Origin of the sequence: Chryseobacterium sp. StRB126, assembly GCF_000829375.1 — a bacterium.
GTDB lineage: Bacteria > Bacteroidota > Bacteroidia > Flavobacteriales > Weeksellaceae > Chryseobacterium.
This window is the reverse complement of the sequence record NZ_AP014624.1, coordinates 1,924,420-1,943,317: the sequence shown is the minus strand read 5'-3', so window position 1 is coordinate 1,943,317 and position 18,898 is coordinate 1,924,420. Positions and strand designations below refer to the sequence as shown.

The window sequence follows — 18,898 nt, the reverse complement described above, 5'->3', positions numbered from 1 at the left end:
TACCTATTATTCTGTAAAGCAAATCGCTTTTTGGTCATTTTGCCTATGTTTATTTTTTTTAAACGCAAAGTTTTTATTTACAGTACGTATTATTTTAAGGGAGCTAAGAAAGAATCGATTTGCAATCGATTATGATGAAGCGAATGTTATCCATCTGCTTATTCAGCGGCTTTGCCGCCTTACTTTGCTTCCTTAAAATATAAAAGTATATTACATAAAACTTTGCGTTTAAATTAAAAATTAATGAGTAAAAGTTTATCCTCAATAAATGAAAATCATTTACACTATATCATTGAAAAGCTAATAGGAGTTTTGTCATTCCGAGGAACGGGGAATCTCTGGCTTCATTCAGAATGACAAATGAAGTATATAATAATTATTTGTTCTTCAAAGCTACCACCTCATCAGGGTTTGCAAATGAACCACCATCTGTAATCGCTGAAGAATGAAAGTAACCGGCTTTTGTTGCTTCTCTGATATCTTCAATATTTGAGGAACGAAGACCTCCACCTACAAGAATTTCAATTCTTCCATTGGAAAGGGCTACTAATTTTTTCAGGTTTTCTTTTCCTTCTGATACATTCGGCTTCTGGCCTGATGTGAGAATAGTTGTAAAACCGCAATCAATTACTTTTTCTAAAGATTCTTCCAGCCCTTTTGCTCTGTCAAAAGCACGGTGGAATGTACATGGAAGTGGTGAAGCCAATTCAAGCAATGCTTTATTTTGCTTCACATTCACCTCATCGTTTTCATCCAGAATACCGAATACAAAACCATCAACATTCAATGATTTCAAAGCGGTTATATCTTTCTTCATCTGCTCAAATTCAGCATCCGAATAAGTAAAATCACCACCTCTCGGGCGGATCATGACAAAGATTGGGATGTTTATCTTTTCTCTTAAGCCTTTTGTAGATTCAAAATCGGGAGTTGTTCCCCCTTCGCTTAATCCTGTACATAATTCTATTCTGTCAGCTCCATTTTCAAAAGCAATCATTGCTGATTCAGGATTAAAGCATGCTATTTCTATTTTTGACATTATTTTTCTATCTTTTAATTAAATTCAGGAACATCCTGCAATACATCAGCAATCAAAAAAGACCCGTTTTCTTTTATTACTTTTATTTTTATCGGATATACTGCTTTCGGTTCTTTGTCGGTAAGGACCACATCAAATAGGTAGCTGTTCTCATTTTCAGATAGCAACTGGCATTTTGTCACCTCTATTGTAGACCAGTCCTGCCCTGCAATTAAAAAACCAACGCCAATACCGGCTTTTTTAATATCGAACTTTCCTTTCCATTTATCTTTGAATTCCTGTTCTGTAAGACTTCCGTCCACATCCATATCAACATTCATGGCATCTCCTTTATAATCATAATAATCCTTAGTGGTTATTTTCTGCATATTCTTGTCCAGATTAGCCAAATCTGACTTAAAGTAATCTGTAATACTTTTTTCTAACCATTTTTTCGCTTCTTCCGATTCATTTACCTGAGGCTTCGTGTGCAACACCACCTTTTCCTTCACTTCTGGTTCCGGTTGCGTAACTGTTGCTGCTTTTTCTTCTTTACATCCTATTACTAACAACAGGGAAGCGATAATCGTTCTTTTCATATTCTATCTGTCTGTGAATTATTTGTCTTAATTTGTTGGTTTACGCAAAGGCGCAGGAAAATCAAAGATTTTCTTGTTTTTTAGGTACAAATGAATTTATTAGTGCATTCGTGGCGATAAAACTTGTATTATTTTACTGCAAATTCAGGGGTTTCAAGGCGGTTCCCTTTCTGATCGTATACAGCAAAGTTAAATCCGTCCTGAATACAGTAAGCTCCATATTCTCCTTTTTTGTTGATGGCTATAAAGCCTACCTGAATATCTTTAAGGTTTTTATTTCTTCTCTGATTGATTTTTACAATTCTTTCTACAGCTTCTTTACAGGCTTGTTGTGGAGTTCTTCCCTGTCTCATTAATTCTACCACAAGATGGGTTCCTACGGTTCTTATCACTTCTTCACCGTGTCCAGTTGCTGTAGCTGCTCCTACTTCATTATCTACAAACAAACCGGCTCCAATAATAGGGGAATCTCCTACTCTCCCATGCATCTTGAAAGCCATTCCACTGGTGGTACAGGCTCCGGAAAGATTTCCATTGGCATCAAGGGCGATCATTCCTATGGTATCGTGATTTTCAATATTGGCAATGGGTTTATATTTGCTTGTTTTCAGCCATTCTTTCCATTCTTTTTCGGATTCTTCGGTGAGAAGATTTTCTTTTTTGAAGCCTTGTGAAAGCGCAAACTGTAATGCTCCGTCTCCTACCAACATGACGTGAGGTGTTTTTTCCATCACAGCTCTGGCTACGGAGATAGGATTTTTAATATTTTCAAGACACGCCACTGAACCTATATTATAATTATCATCCATAATACAGGCATCTAATGTTACCCTTCCATCTCTGTCAGGACGTCCACCATAACCGACACTTCTTTCTTTGGGATCCAGCTCTACCAGACGAACTCCTTTTTCAACAGCATCCAGCGCTTTTCCTCCTTTTCCAAGGATAGTCCAGGCCTCTTCATTGGCTTTGATCCCGAAATTCCAGGTTGAAAGAACGATGGGTTTATTGATAACTGTATTGTTTTCAGGTAATTCTTTCGCCATCAGATCCAATGGATTTACAGCCAATGCCGCAGTTGCGATTCCCAGTTTTTTGATAAAATTTCTTCGGTTATTGTTCATTGTATATCAAAATTATAGTAATAACAAATCTAAAAAAAACTTCTTTGAAATCCTTATTATCGTGCAACGAATATCTATATCTGATTTTTGATTATCTTTACTCCCGTAATGGACCTATTCAAGACTTTCAAGCATATTGTTTTCTTCCAGGATTTATCTGATGAAGAAATTAATGTTTTGATCAGTCTCAGTACTCCCAGACTTCTTCAAAAAAAAGAAACTCTGACAGAACCGGGACAGTCTTTTAATCAATTATTTATCCTTTCCAACGGATTACTGAGGTTTTTCTTTGATGATGAAAACGGTAATGAAACCAATCTTTTTTTACCTTCAGAAAAAGAAGCAGCCATTATGGAAAGCCCGGAATCATTTTCAGGAGAAAGTGAAAGAAAATATACGATTGAGGCTGTTATAGAATCTCAGATCTTTTTATTTAACAAAGCTGAATTTGAAGAAGCGGCATTTCAACACAGGGGAATTTACAATGCTTATATAAAATCTTTAAAACAGATCATTAATACACTAAAGGTACGCACGGAACAGCTTTGCTCTACTTCTCCACATTCACGATATGAAGAGTTTCTGGAAACCCGTCCTTTCACTTCTCAAAATGCCAATAGGAAATATATTGCCAATTTTCTGGGTATTACCCCCAATTCACTTTCAAGGATGACTGCGAGGGTTCATAAAAAAAGGAACGAAAGAAAAAAATAACTTAGGAATACTTTTTCTCACTTTATTCGATCTATTTTTGCTTCATCAAAATACTGTTAAACAATTTATTAAAAGCAAAAATGAGAAAAATATCATTCACAAAAATATATCATATTGAATCATCTTTAATCTTCATGAAGATGTAAGCTAACTGACTGGCATCTACAGTTCAGTTACCTCCTTGTTTTACCTTTAAATATTACCTTATATCAATATATTATGCAAAGAATATCCTTATTTCTCTGCCTGTTACTCTCATGCAATTTTGTTCAGGCATCTACAGGAATAGAAGACAATATAGCTGACGGTGCATCCTGGCTCATTTTACTTGTTTTACCTTTGGCCGGGATCTACCTTTTCTGGAAAGTTCACATTTATCCGGAGAAAGTAGCCGAAAAAAAGAATCACCCTCAGCTCAACGCCATAAAAAGTATGTGCCTCCTCTCTCTTATTTTTGGAGGCCTTTTATGGCCGGTTGCTTTAATCTGGGCGAACTATGATTATGGCAATCAAAATCAACCCCAAAATAATCCTGATACTTCTAACAAAGAACAGGAGGAAGAACTTAACACAATTGAAAATTAACCAAGATGTTAGAATTACTCGTTGCCATATATGCCGGAATCTGCTGGCTGCTTATCAAAAAATTTAAACTGATCCCGTGGACATTTACCACACAGGTTGTGGTATACTCTCTTCCTATTTTTGGATCTATAGCTCTAATACTAAGCCTTAATTACTATTGTCCCATCACTTCTGACGTGAAAGTCGGAAACAGAAGTGTGGATATCACTACACAGGTTTTGGGAAAAGTGAAAAAGGTGTATGTAAAGACGAATCAGGAGGTTAAAAAAGGAGACACCTTATTTGTTCTGGACAGAGAACCTTATGTACAGGAAATTAAATCTCTGGAAGCAAAACTCAGCAATATGAAAGCTACCGTAAGCTCTTACAATACGGATATTGCTTCATCCAGAAAAAACATTGCAGGTTTACAATCACAATTGGATTTAGCCAACAAGAGAGTGAATCAATATAAAGAATTAGTGGAAGCCGGTGCTGCCAACAAATTTGATCTGGAACAGGCGATGACGAATGTTCAGGATTTACAATCCCGTATCAGTGCAGCACAGGCTCAGCAACAATCTCTTGAAACAAAGTCTAATGCTTCTTATAATGGAGAAAACTCTTCTGTATCGGAAATTCAGGCGAAACTGGATCAGGCTAAATGGAACTTGTCTCAAACTGTTGTTTTAGCCCCTACCGATGGGATTATTCCTAATGTTCAGCTTAATGAAGGGGCTATTATGGCTCCGTTTAAATCGGCTTTTGTTCTGATTCAGAAGCAACAGTCTGTCATTGGGTTCTTTGCCCAAAACGAACTTGAGGCAGTAAAGAATGGTGATGAAGTAGAACTGGCTCTTAAAACAGAACCTGGAAAGGTTGTTAAGGCTAAACTTGAATATGTTATTGACGCTACCAGCCAGGGTATTATGAACAATGCCGGAGGAATGCTTGGTGGAAATGGATCTACAGCTGGGCTTCCTGATACTGCAAGACAGTTACCGGAAACGGATGGAAAGATGATTGCCAAGTTTGTTCTGGAAGATCATCAAAAACAACTGACAGTTGGGGCAAGAGGAACGGCGGTTATTTATTCAGATCATATTAAACCTTTACATCTTATCCGTAAAGTAATGGTACGTATCAGCAGTAAAATTAACTTCATTATTCCTAAACTTCATTAATATGTACAAAAGATTCATCATGGCAGGAATCCTTGCTGTAAGCCTAAGCTCATGCATAGGCTACAAGGAACCTACCCAAGAAAACATAAACCAGTTGAAGGAAAACAGTGAAATAGCTTCTCATATTATCATTCCGGATGACTGGATTTTCGACCGAAATGCCAATTCAAAATCTCTTTCTTATGATTGGATTACAGATCTTAAGACGCCTCAGCTGGAAGCGCTTATCAATGAAGGAATGCAGTATAATGCCGATATTGTTATTGCCAAGGAAAAACTTAATCAGATTGAACTGGCGATGGAAATTGCAGGAACTAATCTTTACCCAAGTGTGAGTGCGGTTGCCAATACATCCAATAATCTGGTGAGTGAAAGCCAAATCAGCCGCCTTGCACTGAAAGCCAGCTGGGAAATTGATTTATGGGGTAAAAATAAATCTGCACAAATGGCCAGTACCAGCGATTATTTTTCGGCCAAGCATAAAAATACTCTGTTACATCAGTCTATTGCTGCGATGATTGCAAAGGCGTATTATCTTAATATTACCGGAAACATTCAGGAGAACATGATTGAGGGTTATATTCAGAAAACAAAAGAACTGGAAAAACTATATGTGGTTCAGAAAAAAGTAGGAACTGCAAATGCTCTTGATTTATCTAATATTTCTGCAGAAATTATTTCTTTGGAAGGATATCTGGAAAAGATCAGGAACGCCAATACACAGTCCAGAAGATCTCTTGAGCTTCTTACCGGAAAATATCCTGAAGGGAAATTAACCACACAGAGTTCTTTTAATCCTGTACAAAATAACATTCCTTCTTCTTTTCCATTGGAGCTTTTAGAAAGCAGATCTGATATACAGGCTTATCATTTTCAGATAGAAAAGGCTTTTTATGAGGTTCAGCAGGCTAATGCAGCAAGACTTCCTTCTCTTACGATCAGTTCTTCACTGGGAACAGCAGGCAGTAATGTGGAATCTATTAATTCATTATTTACGAATCCTTTACTGAGAGTAGGTGGTGGTTTGGTTTCTCCTGTTTTCAATAGCGGAAAGCTTAAAAAGAATGTGGAAATAAAAAATTATCAACAAAAACAGGTTGTTGAGGAATATTCAAAAGCAGTTCTGAATGCATTGAATGAAGTGGAATCATCATTAGCCAACCTTAATTCTATTGAAAAGCAGAGCGGTTTTAACCGTAAAGCCATCAATGAACTGAAAAACAATATCAGCCTCACTGAAAAACAAATTAAAGTAGGAACCAATAACAGTTTCATGTTGATCAGGAAGCAACGGGATCTTCTCAAGAATGAGATGAACCTCATCAACCTGGAACTTCAGGATAAGATGGAACGCATCAATCTTTATATGGCTCTGGGTGCCCAAAACTTCATTTTTTCATAATTTTGTACGGAAAGACAACGAATGAATATTCGCTGTCTTTTTTTGTTTTTGAATATTTAACGCTTAAGTTGTTTTTAAGCAAAGATTTTATGGGTAAACAGTGCACTTAAGTTTCTGAAAATCTACGATTTTCATTACTGAATCTAAGTATTAATGAGGTAGTTTATCTCTGAAATAACCATAGACCCAGGTTCCGGCAATGGCACTTAAAAGGGTAGCAGATACTGCCAAAGCTCCTGTTCCGATTTGGGCAAAAAGTGGTCCCGGGCAGGCTCCGGTAATCGCCCAGCCAAAACCGAAAATCAATCCACCATAAATCTGACCTTTATTGAACTTTTTAGGGGTTAATGTAATAGGTTCTCCGTGGATTGTTTTGATATTGAATTTCTTAATCAGCCCTACTGAAATCATTCCTACCAAAACGGCACTTCCGATAATTCCATACATGTGAAACGATTGCAGCCGGAACATTTCCTGAATCCTGAACCAACTGATCACCTCAGCTTTTACGAAGATTATTCCAAATATGATTCCCGATACCAGATATTTTAAATTGTAATACCATGGATGATTTAGTGTACTTTCATTAACACAAACAGCATCTTGATGGCGGATATTTTGTTCCTGTTCTTTTAACATTGATTTGATTCTTAAAAAATTAAACTTATAGGGAAAGGATCATCGGCAGAATAAGGTTAGCCATTAGGAATCCCCCTATCATAAAGCAAATAGTAGCCACCAAAGAAGGCCATTGCAGATTGGAAAGTCCCATGATCGCATGCCCACTGGTGCATCCGCCTGCATATCGGGTTCCAAAACCTACCAAGAACCCGCCTACTACCATCATGATGAATCCTCTTACCGTTAATAGGCTTTCAAAATTCATGAGCTGAATCGGAACAAGATTGGTATAATCTGTAATTCCGTAGCCGGCCAACTCGGTTTTCAGATCAGGATTAACCGTAATTTCTGAGGGATTCAGTAGAAAATTGGCAGCTATCATTCCTCCGAAGAAAATTCCCAATACAAAAAACAGGTTCCATGCTTCCTTTTTCCAGTCATATTTAAAAAAGTTGACATTTGCCGGTATACAGGCTGCACAGACATGCCTTAGCGAGGAGCTGATTCCAAAGGATTTGTTTCCCATTATCAATAAAGCAGGGACAGTTAAGCCAATTAAAGGTCCCGCTATATACCATGGCCATGGTTCTTTTATAATCTCCAACATATCTATTATATTATTATTTTAAAACTTTAGTTTGACAGACAAAATCGCTTTTAGAAACTCCTGTAGAGGCAATGGCATTAAAACCGCCTTCAATTTCTGTAAAGTTTCTGTATCCTCTTGCCTGAAGAATACTCGCTGCCATCATACTTCTGTATCCGCCGGCACAATGAAGATAGAAATGTTCTTCCGGCTGGATCTCATCAATCCATTCATTAATATAAGCCAAGGGCTTACTGTAGGCATCATTCACATGTTCAGCAGCATATTCACTTTCTTTCCTTACATCAATAATCTTCACATCCTTCCCGTCTATCTCTTTTTCAAACTGTTCAGCAGAAATGCGGTTCACAGAATCCGTTTCTTTTACACTGTTCTTCCATGCTTCCATTCCTCCTTCTAAAAACCCCAGGATGTGATCAAATCCTACTCTGCTTAACCTGGTTACCGCTTCCTCTTCGTCTCCGGGTTTGGTCACCAGCAAAATAGGTTGATTTACATCTCCAATCAATGCCCCTACCCATGGTGCAAAATCACCATCCAGCCCTATATTGACCGATTGAGGGATAAAATCTCCGGCAAATTCACTGTTGTTTCTCACATCCAAAATCAATGCTCCGGAAGCTTCAGCTATTTCTTCAAACTGTTCAGGTTTAAGAGCATGTAGTCCTTTTGACAATACTTCATCAAAGCTGTGATATCCTTTTTTATTCATCATCACATTCATTCCAAAATAGGCAGGTGGTGGTAAAAGTCCGTCTGTTACAGCATTAATAAAGCTTTCTTTATTGTTCTGATTAAGTGCATAATTTGTTTTCTTCTGGTTACCTAATGTATCAATCGTTTCCTTCTGCATATTTTTACCACATGCAGAGCCTGCTCCGTGGGCAGGATATACCGTAATATCGTCATTTAAAGGTAATATTTTATGGTATAAACTATCATACAGCAATCCCGCGAGTTCTTCCTGCGTCATATCTGTTGCTTTTTGGGCAAGATCCGGACGGCCTACATCTCCTAGAAATAAAGTATCTCCGCTGAAAAGTGCTTTTTCATTTCCCTCTTCATCAATCAGCAGATAACAACTGCTTTCCAATGTATGTCCGGGTGTATGAAGTACTTTTATTTTGATATCACCAATTTCAAATATCTGACCGTCTTCAGCAATGACAGCCTCAAATTCAGGCTTTGCAGTTGGTCCATACACGATGGGAGCATCCGTTTTTTTACTTAAATCAAGATGACCGCTGACGAAATCTGCATGAAAATGGGTTTCAAAAATGTATTTTAACCGTACATCATCCTTTTTCAATCTTTCCACATAAGGTTGGGTTTCCCGTAAAGGATCAATAATGGCGGCTTCTCCGGCTGAAGTAATATAATATGCTCCCTGAGCCAAACATCCAGTATAAACCTGTTCTATTTTCATCTTATTTTATTTTTGAGTTTGTTTTCTTATACAAAGTTCCCTTTTTCTGTTTTCTCCTACAGTTACTTTTGTTACATAGCAGGATTTTGAAACCAATATTTAGTTTTTTATAACCACAAAAGAGTTTTTATAATACTTTAGTTCACTTAAGAAAGTTTAGAAACTGGTGCAGAAGAAGTTCACAGAAGATGAAAATCTCAGATTTTCATAAAACTTAAGTGCTCTTTTCAACAGTATGAATCATAACTTATGTTTTACTTAAGTGTTATGAAACTTTTGTGACTTTTGTGGTTCAATTATATTATAGCATACTTATTTATAGAAAGATTTCCCTGGTAATAATGTAAATGCCCATCACCAGAATAAACCATCCGAATGCCGGTTTCAGTTTTTTACCATCAATCTTTTTTGAAATCTTTGATCCTATGATAATCCCAAAGACGGCAATAGCTGTAACAGAAAGCAATAAATCCCATTCTACTTTTACATGGCTGATGGATGAAGAAAAACCAATCAGAGAGTTTAAAGAAATAATAACCAATGAAGTTCCTATCGCAGTTTTAACCGGAACCTTTAAAAGGTTCACCAATGCCGGGATAATCATAAAGCCTCCACCAGCACCCACCAAGCCGGTTAAAACACCTACTATTGCTCCTTCTCCCACAGCCAGCACAACTTTATTTCGATTAAAATCACTTCCACCTCTATCTCCGGAAACCTGATTCTTAATCATTTTATAGGAAGCAAGAATCATCAAAACGGCAAAAATCAACAGCAGAAAAATCTTTTTGGTTACTATAAAGCTTTTTATCCTGAGAAGGTCTTCCGGAATGAGAGGTAACAGATACATTCTGGTTAGAAAAATTGAAATAACAGAGGGTACTCCAAATATCAGAGCCATTTTAAAATCAACCAGTCCTTTTTTAAAATAGGTTATTGAGCCCACAGCACTACTTATTCCCACAATAAAAAGGGAATATTCTGTAGCCAGCAGGGTATCAATTCCAAAAAGATATACCAATACGGGAACAGTCAGAATACTTCCGCCGCCACCGATTAAACCTAAAGAAACACCGATTAAAACGGATGCCGCATATCCTATAATTTCCATTTGTTCAACTATTATGATGCAAAAATGGATTTGTTTAAGGAGAACTACAGCTACTTTTGTTACATAAAGAATTTTCTAACCACAAAAATCTTTTAACACTTTAGTTCACTTAAGAAAGTTCACAAATTGATGCATAAAAGTTCACAAAAGATGAAAATCATAGATTTTCATAAAACTTAAGGGCTCTTTTCAACAGTATGAATCATAACTTATATTTTTTATGAAGCTTTTGTGGTTTGGATTAACCACCCCGTCAAAAATTCTTTGAATTTTTGCCCCCCCTTCCAATGGAGGAGAATGTGAGCGTTTATTATTAGCTGGAAGCGAGAAAAGGAATTGTAGTTAGTTGGTAGGTTTCAAAAGAGTGATTTTGTTTCTACCCAGTTTTAGTCTGCCATCTTCTTCAAGCTGTTTCAGTAATCTTGACACCACCACTCTGGCAGTTCCCAATTCGTTGGCGAGTTGCTCATGGGTAGTATTTATCGTATTGGAATGGGTAAGTTCCGCTTTTTTGTGGAGAAGATTCAGAAGTCTTTCGTCTACTTTTTTGAAGGCAATGGCATTGATAATATCGAGTAATTCCTCAAAACGTTTGTGATAAAGTCTGAAAATATAATCCAACCATTCCGGATGTTCCTTAATGAATAAAGAGACCTTATCTATCGGAAGGAACAGAATTTCAGCGTCTTCTTCTATTTCTGCTTTTACAATGCTTTTTTCATTGTGCATCCCCCCCAGAAAAGACATAATGCAGCTCTCCCCTGCTTTAATATAATACAACAGGATCTCTCTTCCATCTTCTTCGGTTCGGATCACCTTCATCATCCCTTTCATGACGATGGGAATAGAACGTATAGATGCATTTTCATCTAAAATAATATCTCCTTCATGGTATTTTTTGGTGATTCCGTACTGATAGAGTTTTTCAACCAGATCCGGTGAAGAAGAAAATTCTGAAGAAAGTATGGTATCCTGCATGGTCTTGAATTAAATAGGGCTAATTTACGCCAATTTCATCAACAAACAGCCATGCTTTTGAATCAGCACCGGGGTTTCCGGATGGGATAATTCCTGCATTCTCAATCATAATCTTCAAATATCTTGCATTTTGCTTATCCAATTTCAACTGTATTTTTCCTTTGGCATTTTGAATGTCTTCCTTTCCTATTTCCATGATGATTTTAAAATCTTTGTTATCATCTGAAACAAAAATTTTAGCAGATTTTGCAAGATGGATCCAGCTTCCTTTATTTTCCAATGTATTAAAATAGATTTCTGAAAAATCGGTTTTCTGACCAAAATCTATTGTTGCAACTACATCTTTTCCCTGAAAGCCTAACCATGTTTTGCCAAGCTGCTTTACATTTCCGATAATTCCATCAACCAAAGTAAAAGCCCCGCCGAATGAATAATTTTCACTAGGTTGTTGTTCAAGGGTAATCTTTTTTCCAGTTGATTTAGACACTGTAAACTGTTGTGAAGAAATAGCACTTTTCAGTCGCCCATCTTCAAAATAAGCGGATTTAACCGTTAAAGAGTTCGGGATAGAAACGGAAGTTTGGTAGGTCTTGGAGTTTATCGTTGGAACTGTTCCGTCCAGGGTATATCTGATTCCGTTTGGGTTTTGTGAGGTAGAAAGCTCGTAGGCAATTCCGTTATTTGAAGGAATTACTTTTCCTGAGATGTTATAGATGCTTTTCGCGTAGTTAACATTCATTTTGTCCAGTATTTTGAAATGACTGATCACTCTGTCTTCAAAATCTTTATAATTTTTAGGATCTGAAGTTCCCCATCCGACTTCGGAAAGAGCCATCAGTCTTGGAAAAATCATATACTGCACCTGTTTGAAATCCAGAATATATTCAGTCCATAGATTAGCCTGAACTCCAAGAATATATTGAGCCTGTTCAGCATTTAATTCTGCAGGAATCGGACTGTAAGAATATACTTTATCCAGTGGGGTAAATCCGCCGAAAGCATTAGGTTCAGACTGAGGATCTCCCTGATAGTGGTCAAAATAGCAGTATGCTCCTGGTGTCATTACGGCAAAATGTTTTGCTTTTGCAGCTTCAATTCCTCCGTTCACTCCTGTCCAGCTCATTACCGCGGCATTAGGAGCCAACCCACCTTCCAGGATTTCGTCCCAACCAATGATTTTTCGTCCTTTACTGTTGATATATTTTTCAATCCTTTTAATGAAATAGCTTTGCAGCCCATGTTCATCCTTCAGATTATTTTTTCTGATTAATTCCTGACAATGGGCACATTCTTTCCATCGTGTTTTTGGACACTCATCGCCTCCGATATGAATATACTGAGACGGAAACAATTTCATAACCTCATCCAAAACATTCTCCAGAAATGTAAAAGTTTCATCTTTAGGGCAGAAAACATCATCAAAAACACCCCATTTGGTGGCAGATTCAAAAGGTCCTTGGGTGCAGGCCAATTCCGGATAAGCGGATAATGCAGCAAGGGCGTGACCAGGCATTTCAATTTCCGGAACCACTGTTATATGTCTTTCATTAGCATATTTCACAACGTCTTTGATCTGTTCCTGAGTATAGAAATAGGGACCGTAAGGTTTTCCATCGAAGGTATTATCCACGTAAGCTCCTATCATTGATTCTTTACGTTTCGAGCCTATTTGCGTAAGCTTCGGGTATTTTTTGATTTCAATTCTCCATCCCTGGTCATCGGTTAAATGCCAATGAAAAGTATTCAGTTTGTACATCGCCAGATAGTCAATGTATTGTTTTACTTCATCTACAGTGAAAAAGTGACGACAAACATCCAAATGCATTCCTCTCCATGCAAATTTTGGCTGATCTTCGATCTTCATTGCCGGAATTTTCTTTTCCTCTTTATACTGCTCAATAATCTGAATTAAAGTTTGGAGAGCCAGAAAATATCCTTGTTTAGTATAAGACTTAATATGAATTTGCTTTGGCGAAATTTCTATTAAATAGTATTCCTTCTTCTGTTCAGCATCTGTCCCTGAAGCAGGAGGAATGATAGAGTTTGTTAAATGAATCTCACCTCCTTTCTGGGTATACTGAAATTTTAACTGAGAGCCTATTCTTTTTTTGAAATATTCTGTCTCCTCTTTTGGCAGATCACCACTTAATACGAAAATTTCAGGGATTACAAATTCACCCTCCAAGAGTTGAACTTTTTGAGGATAAGGGATTAGGTTTAATTTGTTTTGAGCTAACATTAGGTTTGAAAGTAATACAAGTAAGATGAAAAAGTTTCGTACCATGGGATGGGGTTAAAGTTTTAGCTAATATACTTATTTTTCAAAACTTTAAAATGGTTCATATTCTATATTTTAATCCTAAAAATCTATACTAAAAAATACAATTCCTTTTCCTGAAAGGCTTTAATAACTCAATTAATCTGCAAGTTTTTTTACCTTTAAAATGATCTAAAAACCAATCCTTTACATCAAAAACACTCTCTTTTTAAAATTCCAAAAAAAATAATGGTTTATTTTTTGATAAGCTTACGTCACTTAAAAGATTAAACATCTAAATTTGTAAAAAAAATACAATGAGAAAAAGCATTTTTATAGCAGCCGGATTATTCCTTTCAATTTCTACACAGGCACAACTTCTTGATATTTTAAAATCAACGGTTAAAGACAAAACAGGAATTGATCTTAACAATCCACAGGCCACTAAAGGTTCCACAGCCGCAACAACAAACACGACTACGACTACAACAACTCCCACTTCTAATTCAACAAAAACATCTCCTCTTAATGTTGGAAATCTTACCTCAACTCAGATTTCTTCAGGATTAAAAGAAGCTTTAAGCGTTGGAGTAACGGATGGAGTGAAGAAACTGGCTTTAACAGACGGTTTTTTAAAAAATGAAGCTGTAAAAATCTTAATGCCTGAAAAATTAAGAAAGGTTGATATGACTTTACGTTCTGTAGGATTGGGCAGTCTGGCTGATGAAGGGGTAAAATTATTAAACAGAGCTGCAGAAGATGCAGTAACAGAAGCAGCCCCTATTTTTACCAATGCAATCACTTCTATGACCATCACAGATGCTAAAAATATCTTATTAGGCAGCAATAATGCCGCAACAAGTTATTTACAAAGCAAAACTCAGAGCCAATTATTTACAGCTTTCCAGCCCAAAGTAAAGGCTTCTTTAGGAAAAGTGGGAGCTGATGCGGTTTGGAAAAACCTGATTTCAAAATATAACACTTTTACAGGACAATCTGTAACTACTGATCTTAATGAATATGTGACTACAGAAACCATCAATGGAGTATTCAAAATGGTAGCTGATAAAGAAAGCGGAATCAGAAATACCCCAGCGATGAGAACAACCAGCATTTTGCAGAAGGTTTTCGGAGCTCAGGATGCTAATAGATAAAATTAAATTTTAAATACAATAAAAAAAGGTTGTTTCACAAATGAAGCAACCTTTTTTTTATTTATACCTTAATGTCTTTTGTCTTGAAATCAAAGATTCGACATAGTCAAACAAAAGAAACAAAAATTCAAGACTTGGATTCCTTTGCTAAAAATAAGTTCTGTTCTATCAAAATAAAAAAACCTTGCGGCTGGCAAGGTTTGTATTGTATTTAGAATTGCATTTCAGGAATTTCACCTTCAATGATAAGGTCTGCTTCTGTTGCTTTGATAATGTCTTCTACTGAAACTCCCGGTGCTCTTTCCAGAAGTTTGAACCCTTTCGGAGTGACTTCCAGTACTGCTAATTCAGTAACCACTTTTTTCACACAGTTTACCCCCGTTAATGGCAGTGTACATTTTTTAAGGATCTTGCTTTCTCCTGCTTTGTTTACGTGCATCATTGCAACGATAATATTTTCTGCAGAGGCTACTAAATCCATAGCTCCCCCCATTCCTTTTACCATTTTTCCCGGAATCTTCCAGTTGGCAATATCTCCGTTCTCTGAAACCTCCATTGCTCCAAGAATGGTAAGATCTACTTTCTGTCCGCGGATCATCCCAAAACTAAAAGCAGAATCGAAGAACGAACCTCCTTCTAAAATAGTAATGGTTTGTTTTCCGGCATTGATGATATCTGCATCTTCTTCTCCTTCGAAAGGGAAAGGTCCCATTCCTAAAACTCCATTTTCACTCTGGAATTCTACGGAAATACCTTCCGGAACATAGTTGGCAACCAAAGTAGGAATTCCGATTCCCAGGTTTACATAATAACGATCTCTCAGTTCTTTTGAAATTCTTTTGGCAATTTGTTCTTTTGTAAGCATAATTAAAACTTAGACTGCAATTTAATTATTTTCAACCGAATACAAAAGGGGTTTTGAAGCTGGAGGTTGGAAGAAGGAAGCCGGGAGTAAGTTTTAGTCGAAAAACTACGATACTACTCTATAATAACTTATATACTTTACAACTCCTTTCTTTTGGCATCCAGCTTTAAACCTTCCTCAACAACAGATCATTGTCATTAATAATTAACATCGTTAGTAAAAATAATATCATTAATTTTGCATCATTATTTACTAGAATGAAGATACTTTTAAAATACCTTAAACCTTATCAGTGGTTGATTATCATCTCTTTGCTATTGGCCACCATTAACCAGGTTTTCTCTTTATTTGCTCCTGCAATTACAGGGAATATTTTGGACCAATTGGTCACCCATCCTAATTTCTTTGACAAGGAAAAACTTTTACCCAGAAATATAGATGAATATCTTTATGGAACTTCGGTATACCATGGAGCTTTCTATTTCTTGGGTTTACTTATAGGAACTGCAATGGTGAGTAGAATTGCCAAAGCTTTTCAGGATTATGTAGTGAGTGTTATTACTCAAAAATTTGGGGCGAAAATCTTTACAGATGGTCTAAAACATTCAATGGCATTGCCTTATCAGGAATTTGAGGACCAGAGAAGTGGGGAAACATTATCTATTTTAACCAAAGTAAGAGAGGATTCCGTTAAGTTTATTACCAATTTCATTAATATTTTCTTTGGGATCCTGGTAAGCATTATTTTCGTTTCGGTGTACGCTATCCGTCTACATTGGTCGATTATGCCAGTATATATTTGTGGAATTTTTCTGATTGCTTTTATCACTAATTTATTGAGTAAAAGAATTAAAGTCATTCAGAAGAATATTGTTTCTGAAACAACGGCATTAGCCGGAAGTACTACGGAAAGCCTTAGAAATATAGAGATTGTAAAGAGCTTAGGTTTAACCAACCAGGAAGTTAACCGACTGAATAACAACACCTATAAAATTCTGGGACTTGAACTAAGAAAGGTAAAAAGCATTCGTTCTTTAAGTTTTATTCAGGGAACGATGGTTAATTTTCTTCAACAGATGATTACCCTGACGCTTTTGTATCTGATCTTTAAAAATATTGTTACTCCGGGACAATATCTTTCTCTGATGTTTTATGGGTTCTTTATTTTTGGGCCTATGCAAGAGATTGGAAACATTATTATTTCTTACCGGGAAGCAGAAGCATCCCTTCAGAACTTCGACCGTTTAATGAAAAAAGACGTGGAGGAAAAGCCACTTCATCCAAAACAAATTGGTGCCATTGAAGAATTGGAATTCAAAAATGTTTCTTTCAAACATCAGTCGGCTCAGTATAAAGCATTGAATGCTATTTCTTTTGATGTGAAAAATGGGGAAACCATTGCATTTGTAGGGCCAAGCGGATCCGGAAAAAGTACATTGGTGAAATTGTTGGTTGGGCTTTACAGACCTCAGGAAGGGAATATCTTTTACAATGGTATTAACGGAAAAGAATTTGATTTTGATGAACTGAGGAATCAGATTGGATTTGTGACGCAGGATACTCAGCTTTTTGCAGGAACCATCAAGGAAAATCTTCTTTTTGTGAATCCTAAGGCTACTGAACAGGAACTTGCCGTTGCATTGCAGAAATCAAGCTGTACCGGATTACTGGAAAGAGCTGAAAAAGGAATAGAAACCGTTATTGGTGAAGGTGGATTAAAGCTGAGTGGTGGCGAAAAGCAAAGAATTGCCATTGCAAGAGCTCTTTTAAGAAAACCTCACCTATTGATTTTTGATGAAGCTACTTCGGCTTTGGACAGTATTACTGAGGAAGAAATTACCTCTACTATTAAGGAAATTTCAGAGGAAAGAGAACAAGTTACCGTTCTGATTGCCCACCGATTAAGCACCATCATGCATGCAGACAAAATCTATGTACTGGAACGTGGTCAAATTGTAGAAACAGGTTCTCACGATCATCTGATTGCCGAAAAAGGGCTTTATTACGCCATGTGGAGACAGCAGATTGGAGAAAGGAAAACAACCATTCCACAATCGTAGAAATAAATGAGTAAAGATGGCGACAAAGTCGCTGATTAAACTGTATCATATTTCGCCATGAATGCACGAATTCTTTTTTATTCGTGCATTCGTGGCGATTAAAAATCTGCGGAATCTACGGGAAACTTTTATCTTGAGATTCTTCATTCCGCATTTGAACTACGTTCGCAGACCTTCAGTCTGTATTCAGAATGACAGCAAAACAAATGAGCAATAAAAAAGGGTAAGCCCAACTCAATAAAGAAAGCACTGAAAATATATTCAGCGCTTTGTTATTATCAATCGTATTCTTCAGAAATTTATTCTTTAGTTCTAACGGTTCTTTGTTCGATTCTTTTTTCAAATTTTTCACCCTGAAAAATTCTCTGAATCATAATTCCGGGAATATGAATCTCGTTTGGATCTAATTCTCCCGGTTCTACTAATTCTTCTACCTCAGCAATGGTAATTTTTCCTGCACCAGCCATCGGGTGATTAAAGTTTCTGGCAGATCCTTTGAAAATAAGATTTCCGGCATGATCTCCTTTCCAGGCTTTTACAATAGAATAATCAGCGTCAAAAGCATGTTCTAAAATATGAGGTTTTCCTTTGAACTCTTTTACTTCTTTTCCTTCCGCCACTTCGGTTCCATAGCCTGCAGGAGTGTAGAAAGCTGGAATACCCGCCTGAGCTGCTCTGCATTTTTCGGCTAATGTTCCCTGCGGAGTAAGTTCTACTTCCAGTTCTCCTGAAAGCATTTGTCTTTCAAATTCAGCATTTTCTCCCACATAAGAAGAGATCATTTTCTTGATTTGTCTTTTATGAAGCAATAGTCCCAGTCCAAAGTCATCTACTCCGGCATTGTTTGAGATGCATGTCAAATCTTTCACATCGCTTTCCACCAGGGCATTGATTGAATTTTCAGGGATTCCGCAAAGTCCAAATCCGCCCAGCATCAGCGTCATTCCATCTTTAATTCCTTCGATGGCTTCCTTTGCATTTTTTACTCTTTTATCTATCATGAAATATTAGATTTTTCTGTTGGCTAAATTTAATAAAAATTTATCGTATCTGCGATCATTAGAAAAAGATCCTGATCTTTACCCCATCCCGAATATTTATTTTCACATTAAAAATATCACAATCAGATTTTTACAGCTAAAAGTGAATAAACTGGTTCATTTTTTCTATAAATCTCGTAAAATTGATTTATATTTGAGGGTTTAAATTCAAAA

At 36.7% G+C, this 18,898-nt stretch carries 17 protein-coding genes; 6 read left to right on the top strand and 11 right to left on the bottom strand.

Annotation, left to right across the window (positions count from 1 at the left end; genetic code table 11):
• Positions 1-376: 376 nt before the first annotated feature.
• The 3 genes from CHSO_RS08690 to CHSO_RS08680 form a co-directional block, all read right to left on the bottom strand.
• Entirely contained in the window at positions 377-1,039 is a 663-nt protein-coding gene (locus CHSO_RS08690) for a copper homeostasis protein CutC (RefSeq protein ID WP_045494981.1), read from the bottom strand.
• A gap of 14 nt (positions 1,040-1,053) precedes the next feature.
• Positions 1,054-1,617: a hypothetical protein gene (locus CHSO_RS08685; RefSeq protein ID WP_045494980.1), complete on the bottom strand. Its 564-nt coding sequence runs from the start codon at positions 1,615-1,617 to the stop codon at positions 1,054-1,056.
• 128 nt (positions 1,618-1,745) lie between these two features.
• A complete protein-coding gene (locus CHSO_RS08680; protein WP_045494979.1) occupies positions 1,746-2,741 on the bottom strand; it encodes an isoaspartyl peptidase/L-asparaginase family protein in 996 nt (331 codons plus the stop codon).
• A 108-nt stretch (positions 2,742-2,849) separates the two neighbouring features.
• Here CHSO_RS08680 and CHSO_RS08675 point away from each other — a divergent pair, with 108 nt between their 5' ends.
• From CHSO_RS08675 to CHSO_RS08660, 4 genes are all read left to right on the top strand, one after another.
• Complete coding sequence (locus CHSO_RS08675) at positions 2,850-3,455, top strand: Crp/Fnr family transcriptional regulator (RefSeq protein WP_052480542.1); 606 nt, start codon at positions 2,850-2,852, stop codon at positions 3,453-3,455.
• A 219-nt stretch (positions 3,456-3,674) separates the two neighbouring features.
• On the top strand, positions 3,675-4,040 hold the full coding sequence (locus tag CHSO_RS08670; protein ID WP_084220953.1) for a DUF3302 domain-containing protein: 366 nt from the start codon (positions 3,675-3,677) through the stop codon (positions 4,038-4,040).
• A gap of 5 nt (positions 4,041-4,045) precedes the next feature.
• Entirely contained in the window at positions 4,046-5,203 is a 1,158-nt protein-coding gene (locus CHSO_RS08665; protein ID WP_045494977.1) for an HlyD family secretion protein, read from the top strand.
• Position 5,204: 1 nt separating this feature from the next.
• Positions 5,205-6,605: an efflux transporter outer membrane subunit gene (locus tag CHSO_RS08660; RefSeq protein WP_045494964.1), complete on the top strand. Its 1,401-nt coding sequence runs from the start codon at positions 5,205-5,207 to the stop codon at positions 6,603-6,605.
• A 150-nt stretch (positions 6,606-6,755) separates the two neighbouring features.
• On the opposite strand, the gene CHSO_RS08655 is transcribed toward CHSO_RS08660, so the two are convergent.
• From CHSO_RS08655 to CHSO_RS08630, 6 genes are all read right to left on the bottom strand, one after another.
• Complete coding sequence (locus tag CHSO_RS08655; protein ID WP_045494963.1) at positions 6,756-7,244, bottom strand: DUF6691 family protein; 489 nt, start codon at positions 7,242-7,244, stop codon at positions 6,756-6,758.
• Positions 7,245-7,269: 25 nt separating this feature from the next.
• A complete protein-coding gene (locus CHSO_RS08650) occupies positions 7,270-7,833 on the bottom strand; it encodes a YeeE/YedE family protein (RefSeq protein WP_045494960.1) in 564 nt (187 codons plus the stop codon).
• A 13-nt stretch (positions 7,834-7,846) separates the two neighbouring features.
• A complete protein-coding gene (locus CHSO_RS08645) occupies positions 7,847-9,259 on the bottom strand; it encodes an MBL fold metallo-hydrolase (RefSeq protein WP_045494957.1) in 1,413 nt (470 codons plus the stop codon).
• A gap of 316 nt (positions 9,260-9,575) precedes the next feature.
• On the bottom strand, positions 9,576-10,370 hold the full coding sequence (locus CHSO_RS08640; RefSeq protein WP_045494954.1) for a sulfite exporter TauE/SafE family protein: 795 nt from the start codon (positions 10,368-10,370) through the stop codon (positions 9,576-9,578).
• 342 nt (positions 10,371-10,712) lie between these two features.
• Positions 10,713-11,348 (bottom strand): Crp/Fnr family transcriptional regulator, encoded by a 636-nt coding sequence (locus tag CHSO_RS08635; protein WP_045494951.1) that lies wholly within the window; start codon positions 11,346-11,348, stop codon positions 10,713-10,715.
• 19 nt (positions 11,349-11,367) lie between these two features.
• Positions 11,368-13,632 carry a family 20 glycosylhydrolase gene (locus tag CHSO_RS08630; RefSeq protein ID WP_045494948.1) on the bottom strand — a complete coding sequence of 755 codons (2,265 nt, stop codon included), beginning with the start codon at positions 13,630-13,632 and terminating at the stop codon, positions 11,368-11,370.
• Positions 13,633-13,922: 290 nt separating this feature from the next.
• Here CHSO_RS08630 and CHSO_RS08625 point away from each other — a divergent pair, with 290 nt between their 5' ends.
• Positions 13,923-14,759 (top strand): DUF4197 domain-containing protein, encoded by an 837-nt coding sequence (locus tag CHSO_RS08625; RefSeq protein WP_045494945.1) that lies wholly within the window; start codon positions 13,923-13,925, stop codon positions 14,757-14,759.
• 211 nt (positions 14,760-14,970) lie between these two features.
• Here the strand turns inward: CHSO_RS08625 and CHSO_RS08620 are convergent, their stop codons facing one another.
• Entirely contained in the window at positions 14,971-15,624 is a 654-nt protein-coding gene (locus CHSO_RS08620) for a CoA transferase subunit B (RefSeq protein WP_045494942.1), read from the bottom strand.
• A gap of 257 nt (positions 15,625-15,881) precedes the next feature.
• Here CHSO_RS08620 and CHSO_RS08615 point away from each other — a divergent pair, with 257 nt between their 5' ends.
• Positions 15,882-17,684, top strand: a complete 1,803-nt coding sequence (locus CHSO_RS08615) for an ABC transporter ATP-binding protein (RefSeq protein WP_045494939.1) — start codon at positions 15,882-15,884, stop codon at positions 17,682-17,684.
• 299 nt (positions 17,685-17,983) lie between these two features.
• Here the strand turns inward: CHSO_RS08615 and CHSO_RS08610 are convergent, their stop codons facing one another.
• Positions 17,984-18,685, bottom strand: coding sequence for a CoA transferase subunit A (locus tag CHSO_RS08610; RefSeq protein ID WP_045494936.1), 702 nt, complete (start codon positions 18,683-18,685; stop codon positions 17,984-17,986).
• Positions 18,686-18,898 lie beyond the last annotated feature (213 nt).

Bases quoted from the DNA above. Each gene is read 5' to 3' on its own strand.
- CHSO_RS08635 (WP_045494951.1), bottom strand. From the start codon at position 11,348: ATGCAGGATACCATACTTTCTTCAGAATTTTCTTCTTCACCGGATCTG.
- CHSO_RS08685 (WP_045494980.1), bottom strand. From the start codon at position 1,617: ATGAAAAGAACGATTATCGCTTCCCTGTTGTTAGTAATAGGATGTAAA.
- CHSO_RS08690 (WP_045494981.1), bottom strand. From the start codon at position 1,039: ATGTCAAAAATAGAAATAGCATGCTTTAATCCTGAATCAGCAATGATT.
- CHSO_RS08670 (WP_084220953.1), top strand. From the start codon at position 3,675: ATGCAAAGAATATCCTTATTTCTCTGCCTGTTACTCTCATGCAATTTT.
- CHSO_RS08660 (WP_045494964.1), top strand. From the start codon at position 5,205: ATGTACAAAAGATTCATCATGGCAGGAATCCTTGCTGTAAGCCTAAGC.
- CHSO_RS08640 (WP_045494954.1), bottom strand. From the start codon at position 10,370: ATGGAAATTATAGGATATGCGGCATCCGTTTTAATCGGTGTTTCTTTA.
- CHSO_RS08625 (WP_045494945.1), top strand. From the start codon at position 13,923: ATGAGAAAAAGCATTTTTATAGCAGCCGGATTATTCCTTTCAATTTCT.
- CHSO_RS08650 (WP_045494960.1), bottom strand. From the start codon at position 7,833: ATGTTGGAGATTATAAAAGAACCATGGCCATGGTATATAGCGGGACCT.
- CHSO_RS08675 (WP_052480542.1), top strand. From the start codon at position 2,850: ATGGACCTATTCAAGACTTTCAAGCATATTGTTTTCTTCCAGGATTTA.
- CHSO_RS08665 (WP_045494977.1), top strand. From the start codon at position 4,046: ATGTTAGAATTACTCGTTGCCATATATGCCGGAATCTGCTGGCTGCTT.
- CHSO_RS08655 (WP_045494963.1), bottom strand. From the start codon at position 7,244: ATGTTAAAAGAACAGGAACAAAATATCCGCCATCAAGATGCTGTTTGT.
- CHSO_RS08615 (WP_045494939.1), top strand. From the start codon at position 15,882: ATGAAGATACTTTTAAAATACCTTAAACCTTATCAGTGGTTGATTATC.
- CHSO_RS08620 (WP_045494942.1), bottom strand. From the start codon at position 15,624: ATGCTTACAAAAGAACAAATTGCCAAAAGAATTTCAAAAGAACTGAGA.
- CHSO_RS08610 (WP_045494936.1), bottom strand. From the start codon at position 18,685: ATGATAGATAAAAGAGTAAAAAATGCAAAGGAAGCCATCGAAGGAATT.
- CHSO_RS08630 (WP_045494948.1), bottom strand. From the start codon at position 13,632: ATGGTACGAAACTTTTTCATCTTACTTGTATTACTTTCAAACCTAATG.
- CHSO_RS08645 (WP_045494957.1), bottom strand. From the start codon at position 9,259: ATGAAAATAGAACAGGTTTATACTGGATGTTTGGCTCAGGGAGCATAT.
- CHSO_RS08680 (WP_045494979.1), bottom strand. From the start codon at position 2,741: ATGAACAATAACCGAAGAAATTTTATCAAAAAACTGGGAATCGCAACT.